This is a genomic window from Streptomyces sp. MCA2, assembly GCF_023544705.1.
Lineage (GTDB): Bacteria > Actinomycetota > Actinomycetes > Streptomycetales > Streptomycetaceae > Streptomyces > Streptomyces decoyicus.
On sequence record NZ_JAMJFM010000013.1, the window covers coordinates 1 to 14,043 of the forward strand.

Below are 14,043 nucleotides of genomic sequence, written 5' to 3' on the forward strand. Positions count from 1 at the left end.
GGGGGGGGGGGTTTTTGTGGGGGGGGGGGGGGGCCGTGGGGTGGGGGGCGCCCACCTGGGGGGGGCGGCTCCCGGAGGCGGGCGGCCCCCAGAGGCGGGCGGTCTCCAGGGGGGTGGCTCGGGCCGGGGCGGGCTGCCGGGCGGTGGGCAGGTCAGCGGCCGCGGGGCGGATGGCTCGGGCCCGGGGCCGGGCTGCCGGGCGGTGGGTCCGGTCCGGTTTGGGAGGCCGTAGACCCTGCTGGTAGCCTGGTCCACTGCGCTTCGTGCCCTCTCACGTACGAGGCGCCACTCGAAACTCCAACGAACCTGAAAAGGCTCTTTCGTGGCGAACATCAAGTCCCAGATGAAGCGGATCAAGACCAACGAGAAGGCTCGTCAGCGCAACAAGGCTGTCAAGTCCACTCTCAAGACCGCGATCCGTCGCACCCGCGAGGCCGTGGAGGCCGGTGACCTTCAGAAGGCCACCACCGCCCAGGCCGCCGCTGCCAAGACGCTCGACAAGGCCGTCAGCAAGGGTGTCATCCACAAGAACGCCGCCGCCAACAAGAAGTCGGCGATGGCGAAGAAGGTCGCGTCCCTCAAGGGCTGACCTTCCTACCGGAGGAGATCGTCGGCCGGTCCAGGCCTGATCTTCGTCCATCGCAACACCTGTAGTACTCCTGTCGGCAGGGACTCAGCGGCCCCTCTCTCCGCTCCTTGACCGATGCACACCGCGCCGCACACGGCCTGCGTTCGCCACGCGGGTGCGGCGCAACCCGGCTCACTCGGTGTCAACCGCCGACCAAGCCGCAACAGCTTGATACGAAGACCCCGCCTCGCCCCTTCCCCAGGGGCGAGGCGGGGTCTTTTGTTGGTTTTTAGGCGTTGCGGCCTTTTATCGCCGGGGCTTTTGTTGGGTTCTTTGGTGTGGGGGAGGCGTGGGCGGCGTGGGTGGCGTGGGCGGCTTACGTGGGGCTTTTGTTGCGGGGTGTTGCGGGGGCTTTGTGTGGGGCCTTTGTGCGGGGCCTTTGTTGTGATCTCTGTTGGGGGATCTGGTGGCGGGATGTGGTGGTGGGGATTTGTTAGCAGTGAAGTTGGCGTGAGGTTGGTAGTGGGGTTGGTAGTGGGGTTGGTAGTGGGGTTGGCAGCGTCTTGTTGCGGAGTTCTGTTGTAGGGGGCCTGCTGTCGGGCCGTCGTTATGGGGCACTTGATATCGGGGGCTCGTCATGGGGCGTGACGGAAACGGACCCGGTTTGTGTACGGGGGGGGTGGGGCGGTGCGGACGCGGCTCGGGAAGCCGGCCATGGGGGGAAATTCCGGGCCACAGATCCGGGTTCGCTTTCGACGGATTCCGCTACGCTGCCGCCATGTCCATTCCGGGGGAACAGAACAATCCATACGGCCCGCCACAGCCCAACCCGTACGGCCAGGTGCCCGCAGCCCAGAATCCGGTGCCCGCACAGCAGAATCCCTACGCACAACAGGCCATGCCGCAGGGGCCGGGTGCCGCATACGGCTATCCGGCACCCGGCGTACCCGCTCCGCCCGTAGGGGCACCCATCGGTGCCCCCGGAGCGTCGCCCGGCGGCGCGGGCCGTGGAATGTCCGGCTGGCTGTGGGCGGTCGGCGGGGCGGTCGCCGCGTCCGCGATCTGGGGGTCCGTGCTGTTCGCCACCGGGGGCTTCTCCTCCGAGCCCACCCCCGATCTCGCGGGCTACGCCTACACCGGCGATCTGTGTGCGGACACCTCGCTGACGCCTTTCCAAGACGCCCACTTCAAGACCAAGACGAACACCGGAACGACCTCGAAGGACGCCAACCCGCAGCACAGCGGCACCCAGCTCAAGACCCTGGACACGATGACGTGCAACGTCTCGTTCGAGCAGGAGAACGCTGGCAGCTCCGCCTACTCCTCGACCTGGCTCTACAACACCGCCACGCTGCACCGGGGGGCCGACCCCGCGCCGGAGTTCGCCGACGGCTACCGCTCGTACGAGAAGCAGGACGCCTCGGTCGGCTACCGGGTCGAGGCCGTGACGGGACTCGGCGACGAGGCCTACCTGGTGACCCGGAAGGACGAGGGCGGCACGAGCAACAGCTCGTATGTGATCCTCGGCGTCCGGGACGGCTGGATGACGTACCAGTCGACGTGGTCGAGCTATGCGTCGAGCAGCAGCGGCAGCAGCAGCGGCAAGCAGCCGACGGCCACCGAAGTGGCCACGATGCTGAAGACCAGCGCGACGGAGACACTCAAGCGACTCCAGAACTCACGGTCTCGGTGAGGGTGAAACCGCAAGGGGTACTGGAACGGGCCTCGGGGGCAATCGAACGGACCGCGGGGGCAGCGGGCCGTGGGGCAGCGGACCGCAGGAGCAGCCGACCGCAGGGCAGCGAACCAGAGGCATCGGACCGCAGGAGCAGCCGACCGCCTGACGGTTGATCGCGCTGAGGCCCTGCGGTGAGGGCGGAGCGCCGTACGGCCGGAGTGCGGTGAGGGCGGAACGCCGTACGGCCGGCGTGCGGTGAGGGCGGAGCGCAATTTGGCCTGAGAGCAATGAGCACGGAACCCCGTACGGCCGACGTGCGATGGGGACGGAACGCCGTAAAGCCGGGGGCGGTGAGGACAGAGCTGGGTGACGGCCGCCTCGTTGCCGGCAAGCGAACCCACCCCTGCCTGCCGACGAGCCCGCGGCTACTACCGCACCTACTTCACCGCGACCGGGCCGCCCGGGCGATCGCCACGACGGCCTTCTCCAGGGCGTACTCCGGATCGTCCCCGCCGCCCTTCACCCCGGCGTCGGCCGCCGCCACCGCGCGCAGTGCCGTGGCCACGCCGTCCGCCGACCAGCCGCGAATCTGCTGCCGTACGCGGTCGATCTTCCAGGGCGGCATGCCGAGTTCGCGGGCGAGGTCGCCGGGGCGGGCGCCGCGCGGGGCGGAGGCCAGCTTGCCGATGGCGCGGACGCCCTGGGCGAGCGCACTGGTGATCATGACGGGGGCGACTCCGGTGGCGATCGCCCAGCGCAGTGCCTCCAGCGCCTCGGCGGCGCGGCCCTCGACCGCACGGTCCGCGACGGTGAAGCTCGACGCCTCGGCCCGCCCCGTGTAATAGCGCGCGACGATGGCCTCGTCGATCGTGCCCTCGACATCGGCGGTCAGCTGCGAACAGGCCGAGGCCAGCTCACGCAGATCGCTGCCGATCGCATCGACCAGCGACTGGCAGGCCTCCGGCGTCGCCGAACGCCCGACCGCCCGGAACTCGCCCCGCACAAAGGCCAGCCGGTCGGCCGGCTTGGTCATCTTGGGGCAGGCCACTTCCCGCGCCCCGGCCTTACGGGCAGCGTCCAGCAGGCCCTTGCCCTTGGCGCCGCCGGCATGCAGCAGCACCAGCGTGATCTCCTCGGCGGGCGTGCCGAGGTACGCCTTGACGTCCTTGATGGTGTCCGCGGACAGATCATGGGCGGCGCGCACGACGACGACCTTGCGCTCGGCGAAGAGCGAGGGGCTGGTCAGCTGGGCCAAGGTGCCGGGCTGGAGCTGGTCGGGGGTGAGGTCGCGCACATCGGTGTCCGCATCCGCCGCCCGGGCAGCCGCCACCACCTGCTGCACCGCACGATCCAGCAGCAGGTCTTCCTGGCCCACCGCGATCGTGACGGGGGCGAGCGGGTCGTCTTGAGCTGTCTTCCTGGCCATCGCGTCCAGCATCCCACGCCCCACTGACAACCCGCCCCGAACCGCTTTGCCGCCCCGTCCCGGACCGCTTTGACGACCTGTCCCGGTCCACTTCCAAAACGAATCCCGGACCGCTTCCACAACTTCCGCCCCGGACGGCTTTGGTGCCCCCTGCCGGACAGGACCACCACCCCCCTGTCGGACAATGGCCGGGTGAATGATGCTGCCCCACACCCACCACACGTACGGCATGTACTGGTCCTTCCTGACCGCGACGCAGCGGAGGAGGTCGCCGAGGCGCTGACCGAACGCTTCGGTGTCGCCGAGGAGCCCCAGCTCGTACGGGACGCCCTGGCCGGTGAGGACGACGCCGAGGATGCGCAGTGGCTGGTCGTGGTCGAAGACCCGGCCGCCGCCCACGACCCGGCGCGGCTGCACGACCTCGCGGCCGAGTACGAGGGCTGGCGCGAGGCCGAGTAACGACGGGCCGCGTGGCGACGAGCCGAGTGACGACGGGCCGCATCACAACGATCCACGGACCACGAGCCACGAGCCACGGGTCTAAGCGCCGCTCCCGGGCGTCCGCACCCCGCCGACCACGGGCTCCTGCCCCAGGACGATCCCGAACTGCTCCCGGTAGACGGCGAGGACCTCGTCCTCGCCCACCTGGCGCTCATCCCGCGCACCGTCCGCCCCGGTCGTCACGAGCGTACGGCCGGAGAGCGTGACCCGGCCGGTCTCCGTCAGCCGGGAGCACACCAGGGACTGGGTGAAATGCGACTTGGGCGAGGTTCGGTGCCACCAACAGCCGGCCTCGAAGTCCGTGTAGGCACGCGGACGTTGCTCGAGGCGGTACTGCGGAGCGCCGTCCCTCAGCACATCGAGGTCCCCCTCACCCGTCTCCTCGATCCGGAACACACCACCGGGATCGGGCTGCTCGGCCCGGCTGTCCCAGCGCAGCGGAAAGTGACTGTGCCTGCCGAAGCCGACGTCCGCAAGCCACGGCCCGCTCGGCGTCCGGACGCGCAGCGCAAGGTGGTCGTACGGGATCCCGGGCCCGTCGGCGCCGAACACGCGGCCGGGGAGCAGGTCGACCTCGTAACCGAGCGCGCCCAGGAGCATGGCGAAAGCGCCGTTGAGCTCGTAGCAGAAGCCGCCCCGCCGGGCGCCGACGATCTTGTCCAGCAGCGGCTGCTCCGCGAGCACGATCTCTTCGCCGAGGTGGATGGAGAGGTTCTCGAAGGGGACGGTACGCAGATGGCTGAGGTGCAGAGCATGCAGCGCGTCGGCATCGGGGGCCGCGGGGCGGGCGGCGCCGACCCGGGCGAGGTAGGCATCAGCGGCAGCGGTGTCCATCAGGTGTGCGTCCTCTCCGAGGCGAACCAGCGGCGGGTCCGTTCGACCGCCGAGGCGGGCGTTGCGGCAATGACGTCGGCGAGGGTCTGCGCGGCCAGCTCACGCCGCCAGGCCAGCTCGGCCTTGCGCATCGCCGTGGAGATTCCACAGGGCCTGCCGAACTCCCTGCCGGAGGCCTCGGCACCGGCCCCCCGCTGACGGATCTCGGCGCAGCGAAAGGCGTCTTCGGTGCCCTCGATCGCGGCGACGACATCCATCAGCGTGATCCGCTCCGGCGGCCGCGCCAACTGGAAGCCGCCCCGCGCGCCTGGCGTGGAGCTCAGGATCCCGGCCCGAACCAGCGCCTGTAGCCGCTTGTTCAGGTAGGCCGCAGGCAACTCGAACGAAGCCGCCAGCCGAGCGGTGGACACGGGCCCTTCCCCTTCGAGCCAGGCCAGCGTCACACAGCAGTGCAGGCCCCACTCGACGCCTTCACTCATCCTCATAATCTGGAGTCTACAGATCCTGGTTCATTACCTCTGCGCGATGCGCCCACCCGCGATCCGCCCTCCGCAATCCCCCTTCCGGCGTCGCCTGCATGACCCATCGGGCCCTCTGCACAGCACTGCCCGCCGCCTCCCGCCTGCGGAGCAGCAGGATCCCCGGTCCCACGCGGCTGTTCGTGTACACCGCCCTACGTGGCTTCGCCCGTGCGTTCAGGGAGGTGTACGGAGGGGGTGGGGTCCGGCCCGGGTGCAGGCTCGTGGCTCGTGGTGGCTCCCGGAAGGGTGCGTATTCGGGGGACGGACGAGGGCAGCAGCCACAGAAGGCAGAGGGCGGCTCCGACGGTGGCGATCCAGAGAGTGGGACGCAGCCCCACAGCCGTGCCGAGTGCGCCGCCGGCCATCGCCCCGAGGGGGCGAAAGCCGTAGTTCAGGGTGCGGGACGCACCGGCGACGCGAGAGCGCAGGGCGTCCGGTATCAGCGCGGCGAGCAGTGAGCCGGAGGAGATGTCGACGAGCATCACACCGACGCTGGAGAGGAACTCGGCGAGGAAGAGCAGAGCGATGACCAGTGGAGTGGCACCGGCGGCCAGCGGAACGAGCAGGAGCGGCACGGTGAAGGCGGCGTAGCCGAGGAGGATGGTCGGACCGATGCCGATACGGTGCACCACTCGTCCCGCGGCCGCCGCACCGATGAGTCCGCCGATCGCGCCACTCCCCAGTACCGTCCCTAACAGGCCCGCGCTCAAACCGAGTTCAGTGGTGGCGTAGAGCACGAAGAGGGTGTGGAACATGAGATTGAAAAACTGCACCGTCCCGGAGGCGGCGAACATCGCGCGCATCGTGGGATGCCGCAGCGCCCAGCGCAGTCCCTCGGTGACGTAGCCCTTGGCCGACGGTGCGGGCGGCGGCTCGGTCGGGGCGATACGCGCCAGCAGCGCGGCGGAGTACAGGAAGGTCAGTGCGTCGGCGAGCAGGGCCACCGGCGCGGCGAGCAACTGGACGAGCAGACCGCCCGCGCCGGGTCCGCTGACAAAGGCCATCGCGCGGCTGCCGTTGAGCAGGGAATTGCCCGCGACGAAACGGCTCTTGGGAACGAGTGAGACGAAGAGGGTCGCATTGCAGATCTCGAAGAGGACGGTGCATCCACCGACCATGAAGGCGACGGCGTAGAGCTGGGCGAGAGTGAGCGCGCCCACGGCGTACGCGAGGGCCAGGGAGACGATCAGCAGTGCACGCAGCAGATCGGCAGCGATCATGATCCGGCGCCGCCGGGCCCGCCGGTCGATCCAGGCGCCCGCCGGGAGACTCAGCAGCAGGGCGGGCAGCAGCTCAGCGGTCTTGAGCAGGCCCATCTCGGCAGCGTCGGCACCCAGGGCGAGGACCGCGACGAGCGGGATGGCGATGAGGGAAATCTGATCGCCGATGAGGGAGACGGACTGAGCCGTCCAGTAGCGGCGGAAGGCACGCTCCCGTAGGAGGGCGGGGACCCGGCTCGCTAACGGCCTCATGAGGCCCCGCCTTTGGCCGGGCTCGAGCCCTCGGTCACGGCTGAGTCGTGAGCCGAGGAACTGCCCGCGGTTGCGGCGCCAGCTCCAGCTGCCGGCCCGCCGCCGCCCGGATCTCCGTCCTCGGCACGAGATGCGCTGCCGCTCCGCGCCTCGAGGTGACGGACGAAGGCGACCCGCAGGAAGCTCACCAGCCGGGCATCGGCCGGCCGCGACTCCGGGTCCTGCAACCGGCCCACATACGGACTGAGCAACTCCGTTACACGTTCGTCGAGTTCGGTGAGTTCGTCGGCGGTGAGATAGAGCGAGACATCTCCGTACTGCTCGGCCTGCTGCCATGCGCGGGGCAGGGCGGCGCGCTGCTCCAAGGCATGCGTCATCTTGGCGAAGTAGTTCTCGGCAAGGGCGACGTTCAGGGCCGTGGAGGCCTCGAAGACGTCGGGATCGTCGGAGTATTCCGGCCAGCCGGTGAACTGTGCCGTCGCCCGCCATGGCTTCTCCCGCCCCCGTCCGCCCTCGGCCTTCTCCACCAGGTCGTACTTGGCGAGCATCCGCAGGTGGTACGAGCAACTGGCGACGGACTCCCCCGTCAGCTCGGCCGCGCGGGTGGCGGTGAGCGGACCTTCGCGACGCAGCAGCCCGACCAGCTCCATGCGGGTGGGGTGGGCATAGGCGCGCAGCGCACGCGGATCGGAGAGCCGAGTGCAGTCGGCGAACGGCTCCGACTGCGGCCGCAGTTCGCCCACCGCGTCGGGCCCCACCGGTTCGGTCTCCGTGGACCGCTCTGATTTCTCCTTCGCCATGATGTAAAGCTACCTTTAGAAAGGTTCCTTTACAAGGGTTTTCGGGGCGTCGGACGAATCTCTGGCGACGGGCTGCCGGATGCTTCTGGGGCAGGCCTGTGCCCTGCGCCGGCCGCAGAATTCCGGCGAACGCCACCTGCCCACCGGGAAGGCGAGCCGGGAGCGGCCGAACGGGCAGCGATGGGCGCCAATGGCGGCGTCTGCTCCGGCGCTTGCCCACCGGAAGGGCCCCGGGGCCGACACGGGCACGGGCACGGGCACGTGAGCGACGGCTGCCGACCGTCCGCGCCTGGGGTCGACGGCGGCCGGCCTCACCGCCGCCGGATGTACCGCCGCCGGGTCGACGGCCGCCGCCCGGACGAGTCCGGGTTCTCCGGCCGCCTGCCAGGCGGACCTTGATTCGGTGGCCGCTGACCGTCGCCGACAGCCTGGCCGTTGTGCCCAGGATCGCGATGGCTCCGTCGGTGTCCGTCCGCAGGACCCGGGCGCCCTGGGCGCGCAGTGCCGTGATGGTGCGGGGCGCCGGATGGCCGTACGGGTTGTCGGCGCCGCAGGAGATCAGGGCCAGGCGCGGGGCAAGCCGATGCAGCAACGGCGGATCCTGGTTGGCGGAGCCGTGGTGTGCCACCTTCAGGACATCGACGCCGCCCAGCTCCGGATGGGCCGCCAACAGTGCCCGCTGTGCGGGTGGTTCGAGGTCACCCAGCAACAGGAGGGTCAGCCCGCCAGTACGGACCAGCAGGGTGACGCTGGCGTCGTTGGGGCCCTCTACGGCGTCGAGGCCGGCCGGTTGGCTGTTGGGGTCGGTGGGGCTGCCGGGGACTGGTATGTCGGGCGGAGCGGGTGGCCAGAGGACCTCCCAGGTGAGTGGGCCCAGCTGACGCCGCTCGCCCGGTTCGGCCCGGACGACAGGAACCCGGGCCGCGGCAGCCGTAGTACGCACGAAATGCGCCTGCCCCGGCGGGTCCTGGAGCGTCGTGGTCTCGATCGCACCGACCGAGCGGCCGCGGAGCGCTCCAGGGAGCCCGTCCACATGGTCGGCGTGGAAGTGTGTCAGGACGAGAAGGGGGATGCGCCGAACCCCCAGGTCGTTGAGGCAGCGGTCGATGGCGTGGGGCTCGGGCCCCGTGTCCACCACCAGCGCCGTACCGTCCCCTGCCGCCAGTACCAAGCCGTCGCCCTGCCCCACGTCGCAGACCACGGCCCGCCACCCCGGCGGTGGCCAGCCGGTGAGGACACGGGTGATCGGGGCGGGGCGGCACACCGCCAGAATCAGCGCCAGCACACAGAGCGCGCACAGCCAGGGGCGGCGCAGCACCCGGCGGGCGACCGGCACCAGGGCCACCGTGGCAGCCGCCAGCACCAGCCCACCGGTCCAGCCGCCCGGCCAGTCGAACTCCGCCCCCGGCAGCGCTGCGCCTGTACGGGCGACGCCGGCGATCCACTCGGCAGGCCAGCCCGCGCACCACGTCAGCGCCTGGGCGACCGGCAAGGCGACCGGGGCGGCGGCGAGGGCCGCGAAGCCGAGCACCGTCGCGGGAGCCACGGCCAGTTCGGCCAGCAGATTGCAGGGCACCGCGACCAGGCCCACCCGGGCCGCCAATACGGCGACGACCGGGGCGCAGACCGCCTGGGCAGCGGCCGCGGCGGCGATCACCTCGGCGATCCGGGGCGGCACCCGACGGCGCTGGAGCGCGGCACTCCAGCGCGGCGCGAGCAGTAACAGTGCGCCGGTGGCCAGGACGGACAGCAGAAAGCCATAGCTACGGGCCAGCCAAGGGTCGTAGAGCACCAGGAGCAGCACCGCCGCGGCGAGGGCCGGGAGCAGCGAGCGGCGGCGGCCGGTGCCGATCGCCAGCAGGGTGATCAGGCCGCAGGCGGCGGCCCGCAGCACGCTGGGGTCCGGACGGCACACCACGACGAAGGCGAGGGCAAGCGCGCCGCCGACGACGGCCGTGCCGCGCAGCGACAGCCCCAGACGCGGCGCCAGCCCGCGGCGCTCGGCGCGCGTCGCGAGGTGGGGCGGCCCGATCAGCAGGGCGAGCACAATCGTCAGATTGCTGCCGGAAACGGCCAGCAGATGCGTCAGATCGGTGGCACGAAAGGCGTCGTCGAGATCCGGCGGCACACGCGAGGTGTCCCCCACCACGAGCCCCGGCAACAGCGCTCGGGCATCGGGACGCAGCCCGTCGGTGGCCTCCCGCAGCCCGGCACGCAGATGTCCCGCCAGCCGCTGAAGGGGGGACGGCGCACCGACCTTGACCGGCGGCGCATCGGCGGTGATCCGCAGCACGGCGGCAACCTCGTCTGTCGGGGACAGCGGCGGTACGGCGCGCGCCACCACCCGGATACGTGTCGAGGGCAGCAGCCCGCGCCATGCCGACGCGAGGCTCCCGCGAGCTTCGGGGCCGCGCTCATCGCCGCCGCCTCCGCGTTGCCGTACGACCACCAGCGTCGGCGTGCGTACGGCAGTGATCGCACCGTCCGGTGCCGTGACGCGGACGGCCTCGGCAGTGAACACCAGTACCGGGGGCGTCCGTTGGGAGCCTCGCACCTTGGGGCGGGTCAGATGTGGATCGCCGGTCACCTCCAGCTCCGCCGTGACCCCCGCGTAGCGCTCCGCCAGGGCCGGCAGCGGCCCGCGCCGCACATCCGACGCATGCAGCGCCGCCGACGCAGCCCCCGCCGCGGCACACAGCAGCACCGCGGCCAGGGCCACGAACGCCCCTGCGGACCAGCGGCGGGGAGAGCGGGGACGGCGCGCCCCCGCCATTCGCCGGGCGGTGTCGGCCCGAGGCCCGACGACGTCCCTCTCCGCCCCCTCCCTCCCCTCCGCCTCCTCCGCCTCCTCCGCCTCCTCCGAGGCACGCTCCGCCTCCTCCGGGACTCGCTCCGCCCTGCGTCGCGCCACGGCCACCCGCAACGCGAACACCGCGAGCCCTACAGCCCCGCAACAGGCCACCGCCACTCCCCCGCCGGGAGCGCCCAGGCTGATCACCGCGCCCGCCCAGGCCGCCAGTGCGGGCGCGACCAGCCGCAGATCGGCCGGGCCCTCCTGATGCGGGTCCGAGGCGCCGTGCGGTGACTCCGCCGCGGCGTGAACGGTGGCGCGGGCACCGGTCATGGCTGCACCAGGGGACGTAGATCGGCGAAGCGGCGGTCACCGATGCCGGTCACCTGGCGGAGCTGGTCCACCGAGGTGAACCCGCCATGCTGGGTACGGAATTCGATGATGTGCCGGGCCAGGACCGGCCCCACTCCGGGCAGGGAGTCGAGCTGCTGCTCGGTCGCCGTGCTGAGGCTGACCGGACCTGCCGGGCCGGCCTGGCCGCCGCCGGCACTGGGCAGCCCACCCCCTGACCCACCGCCCCCCGCACCGGCGGGACCGGCACCGCCTCCGGCCGCACCGGCCGCGCCCACCACGATCTGTTCGCCGTCGGTCAGCGGGCGCGCCCGGTTCAGCCCGCGGGTGCTCGCTCCGCGCAGCACCCCGCCCGCGGCCTGTAGCGCATCGATCACCCGCGACCCCGGCGGCATCCGGTGGATTCCCGGGTGCCGGACCTTGCCCGTGACATCGACGACCAGCTGCCGCCCCGCACCGCCCGGCGGACCATGCGCCACCGCAGCGGCAGACGAGGACGAGGACGGCGGCGACGGTGAGCGTGGCCCGGGGCCGCCCGTCACCGCGGACCGTTCGGCTGCCGGGGCCCGTACCGGCTCGGCGCGACCGGTCCAGAAGTGCTGCACGGCGAATCCCACGGCCACCACGAGCACCAGGACCAGGGCGACGAGCGCCTTCGGGTCGGTGCCGCAGCGTAACTGCACCCAGAGCGGGAGCCGTTCACGCACCGCAAGCCATGCCCGCTCCCGGCGGCCCGGCCCCGGCGGATCGCTCCCGGGCCCCGGCGGATCATGCCCAGGACCCGGCGGCCCCGCCCCGGCCACCGCACCCGGATCGCCGAAGATCGCCGCGACCCGGGCCCGCACCCGCTCACGCTCCCCCTCCCGCCGCTCCGACGCACGGGCGGGAGCCAAGGGACCGGCGGGAGCGGCGAGCACCGACGCAGGGGACGAAGCCCAAGAAGTCGAAGAAGTCGAAGAAACCGACGCAGCCGAGGCAGCCGCGGTAGCCGAAGAAGCCAACGAAGCAGATGAAGCAGGCGAGTTGGAGGAGAACGCCGAAGGCGGCGGCGCGGACAAGGCCGACGCACCTGACGGGCCGGAAACCGTCGACCAGGCCGGCGAAGCCATCCACGCGGATCGAGAGGAGTTCATACCGATCGACGCTAAGCACCTCGCGCAGATCTCGCCGCGTCGCCGCACATCCGGTGGATGACGCCCCAGTTGTGGATAACTCCGTCACCCACAGGGCAAACCGACCGCCGCTCTCACCGCGGCGACACCACAGCCCCCAGCAGCCCCGGCCCCGTGTGCGCGCCGATCACCGCGCCGACCTCGCTCACATGGAGCTCATGGAGCCCCGGCACCCGCTCCCGGAGCCGCTGGGCCAGGGCCTCCGCACGCTCCGCCGCGTCGAGATGGTGGACCGCGATGTCCACCTGGCCCCCGCCCGCCCGCTCCACGGCGATCTCCTCGAGCCGTGCGATGGCCTTGGACGCCGTACGGACCTTCTCCAGCAGCTCGATCCGCCCGTCGGCCAGTTGCAGGAGCGGTTTGACGGCGAGCGCGGAGCCGAGCAGCGCCTGCGCCGTGCCGATCCGGCCGCCACGGCGCAGATAGTCGAGAGTGTCGACGTAGAAGTAGGCGGAGGTGCCCGCGGCGCGCTTCTCCGCGGCGGCGACCGCCTCGTCGATGTCCCCGCCCGCCTCCGCCGTCTCCGCGGCGGCGAGGGCGCAGAAGCCGAGAGCCATCGCGACCATCCCGGTGTCCACGACGTGTACGGGTACCGGCGCTTCCCTGGCCGCCAGCACCGCCGCGTCGTAGGTGCCGGAGATCTCCGAGGAGAGGTGGAGCGAGACGATGCCGCCCGCGCCGGCCGCCGCGACCTTGCGGTACGTGTCCGCGAACACCGTGGGACTGGGCCGGGAGGTCGTCACGGGCCGGCGCTTCTGGAGCGCCTGGGCGACGGATCTCGCGGAGATCTCGGTGCCCTCTTCCAGGGCCCGGTCCCCCAGGACGACGGTCAGCGGAACGGCCGTGATGCGGTGACGCTCGACAGCCGTCCGCGGCAAGTAGGCCGTGGAATCGGTGACGATCGCGACATGGCGGGACATGACTGGGAGGTTATCCGGGGATCTCGGCGCCGCACAGTGCGGGCCCCTCCCCAAGATCTTCCAGGTTTCCCCAAGGCTCTGCCAAGAGCCCCCGGAAAATACGCTGTCCCGGCCCTCAGATCCTCGCAGATTCGCCGATACTCGCCGCTCCCGGCCTCACCGCGGTCTCCCCCGGGGCCCCGCCCCGCCCCCACCCCACCCCTCACCCCGCCGATGTCTCGCGGGCTCACAGCCTCACGTCGTCGTCTCCTCCGTCCGCGGTGCCTTCTGCCACGGGTAGGACGGCTGGGTGCGCGGGTCCTGGGCGGTGATCGCCGGCGGGTCCTCGGAGTCCGGGCCCCAGGAGTTGCCGCTGCCGGCCGAAGCCTGGCCCGACCCCTGCGCCTGCCCCTGCCCCGGGCGGCGCTCCTGTACGGGCTCCCGCAGCGGGTCCTCGGCGCCCTCGACCCGGGTCCAGTGGCGCAGCGCTCCCGACTCCACATCGATCTGGTCGCTCAGCGAGGCAAGATCGTCGTCCGCGAACTTGCGGGCACGGTCGCGCGCGGCCCAGCGCAGCGACTCCGCGGAGTGCGTGATCCGTTCCAGCCGCTCACGGAATTCCGGGAGCCGGTCGGCGATGGTGGCCCGGTCAGGCTCACGTTCGAGCCGCTTGAGTTCATCGTCGAGCTCATGGCCATGGACGCTCAGTCGCTCGAAGAGCCCGATCGCCTCGCTGAGGGAGGCATCCTCCGAGGAACCGCTGTGGAGCGCTTCCTGGGTGGCGCGCATGGACGTGCGCAGCGAGAGGCGCAGCTGTGCCAGTTCGCCGACCACACCGGGCTGGGCGAACTGCCGGGCCCGGAGGGTGGTGTCCTCGACGGTTCTGCGGGCCTGCGCGACCGTCCGGTCCACACCGGCCTTGGCCGCCTTCACGGCCTTGACCGTGACGAACACCCCTGCCAGGACGAACAGCACAAAGAGCAGCCCGAAGACGGCAACAGCAGCTTCCATGGGCTCTCCCCAGACGTCT

Annotated in this window: 12 protein-coding genes and 1 pseudogene; 4 read left to right on the forward strand and 9 right to left on the reverse strand. The window is 71.6% G+C overall.

What is annotated here, in order from left to right; all coding sequences use genetic code 11:
• Positions 1-322 precede the first annotated feature (322 nt).
• Both rpsT and M8I34_RS13115 read left to right on the forward strand, forming a co-directional pair.
• Entirely contained in the window at positions 323-589 is a 267-nt protein-coding gene (rpsT, locus tag M8I34_RS13110) for a 30S ribosomal protein S20 (RefSeq protein WP_244414831.1), read from the forward strand.
• 757 nt (positions 590-1,346) lie between these two features.
• Positions 1,347-2,261, forward strand: coding sequence for a hypothetical protein (locus tag M8I34_RS13115; protein WP_250049642.1), 915 nt, complete (start codon positions 1,347-1,349; stop codon positions 2,259-2,261).
• 427 nt (positions 2,262-2,688) lie between these two features.
• Here M8I34_RS13115 and holA read toward each other — a convergent pair whose 3' ends face one another.
• A complete protein-coding gene (holA, locus tag M8I34_RS13120) occupies positions 2,689-3,672 on the reverse strand; it encodes a DNA polymerase III subunit delta (protein ID WP_250049643.1) in 984 nt (327 codons plus the stop codon).
• 174 nt (positions 3,673-3,846) lie between these two features.
• Between holA and M8I34_RS13125 the strand changes: the two genes are divergently transcribed.
• On the forward strand, positions 3,847-4,131 hold the full coding sequence (locus M8I34_RS13125) for a hypothetical protein (protein WP_374210904.1): 285 nt from the start codon (positions 3,847-3,849) through the stop codon (positions 4,129-4,131).
• 81 nt (positions 4,132-4,212) lie between these two features.
• Here the strand turns inward: M8I34_RS13125 and M8I34_RS13130 are convergent, their stop codons facing one another.
• The 6 genes and pseudogenes from M8I34_RS13130 to M8I34_RS13155 form a co-directional block, all read right to left on the reverse strand.
• Entirely contained in the window at positions 4,213-5,007 is a 795-nt protein-coding gene (locus tag M8I34_RS13130; RefSeq protein ID WP_250049644.1) for an arylamine N-acetyltransferase, read from the reverse strand.
• Complete coding sequence (locus M8I34_RS13135) at positions 5,007-5,492, reverse strand: Rrf2 family transcriptional regulator (RefSeq protein ID WP_250049645.1); 486 nt, start codon at positions 5,490-5,492, stop codon at positions 5,007-5,009. The genes M8I34_RS13130 and M8I34_RS13135 overlap by 1 nt, the downstream gene beginning before the upstream one ends.
• A gap of 188 nt (positions 5,493-5,680) precedes the next feature.
• A complete protein-coding gene (locus M8I34_RS13140; protein ID WP_250049748.1) occupies positions 5,681-7,000 on the reverse strand; it encodes an MFS transporter in 1,320 nt (439 codons plus the stop codon).
• Positions 6,997-7,800: a helix-turn-helix domain-containing protein gene (locus M8I34_RS13145; protein WP_250049749.1), complete on the reverse strand. Its 804-nt coding sequence runs from the start codon at positions 7,798-7,800 to the stop codon at positions 6,997-6,999. The genes M8I34_RS13140 and M8I34_RS13145 overlap by 4 nt, the downstream gene beginning before the upstream one ends.
• Before the next feature lie 418 nt (positions 7,801-8,218).
• Positions 8,219-10,924, reverse strand: a pseudogene (locus M8I34_RS13150) (ComEC/Rec2 family competence protein); the annotation flags it as partial.
• A complete protein-coding gene (locus M8I34_RS13155; protein WP_250049646.1) occupies positions 10,921-11,859 on the reverse strand; it encodes a ComEA family DNA-binding protein in 939 nt (312 codons plus the stop codon). The gene M8I34_RS13155 and the pseudogene M8I34_RS13150, both read right to left, overlap by 4 nt.
• Positions 11,860-11,965: 106 nt before the next feature.
• Between M8I34_RS13155 and M8I34_RS13160 the strand changes: the two genes are divergently transcribed.
• Positions 11,966-12,136 carry a hypothetical protein gene (locus tag M8I34_RS13160; RefSeq protein ID WP_250049647.1) on the forward strand — a complete coding sequence of 57 codons (171 nt, stop codon included), beginning with the start codon at positions 11,966-11,968 and terminating at the stop codon, positions 12,134-12,136.
• A gap of 52 nt (positions 12,137-12,188) precedes the next feature.
• On the opposite strand, the gene M8I34_RS13165 is transcribed toward M8I34_RS13160, so the two are convergent.
• Together M8I34_RS13165 and M8I34_RS13170 are read right to left on the reverse strand one after the other, a co-directional pair.
• Positions 12,189-13,034, reverse strand: coding sequence for a DegV family protein (locus M8I34_RS13165; protein ID WP_244414823.1), 846 nt, complete (start codon positions 13,032-13,034; stop codon positions 12,189-12,191).
• Between the two features lie 234 nt (positions 13,035-13,268).
• Complete coding sequence (locus M8I34_RS13170; protein ID WP_250049648.1) at positions 13,269-14,024, reverse strand: hypothetical protein; 756 nt, start codon at positions 14,022-14,024, stop codon at positions 13,269-13,271.
• Positions 14,025-14,043 lie beyond the last annotated feature (19 nt).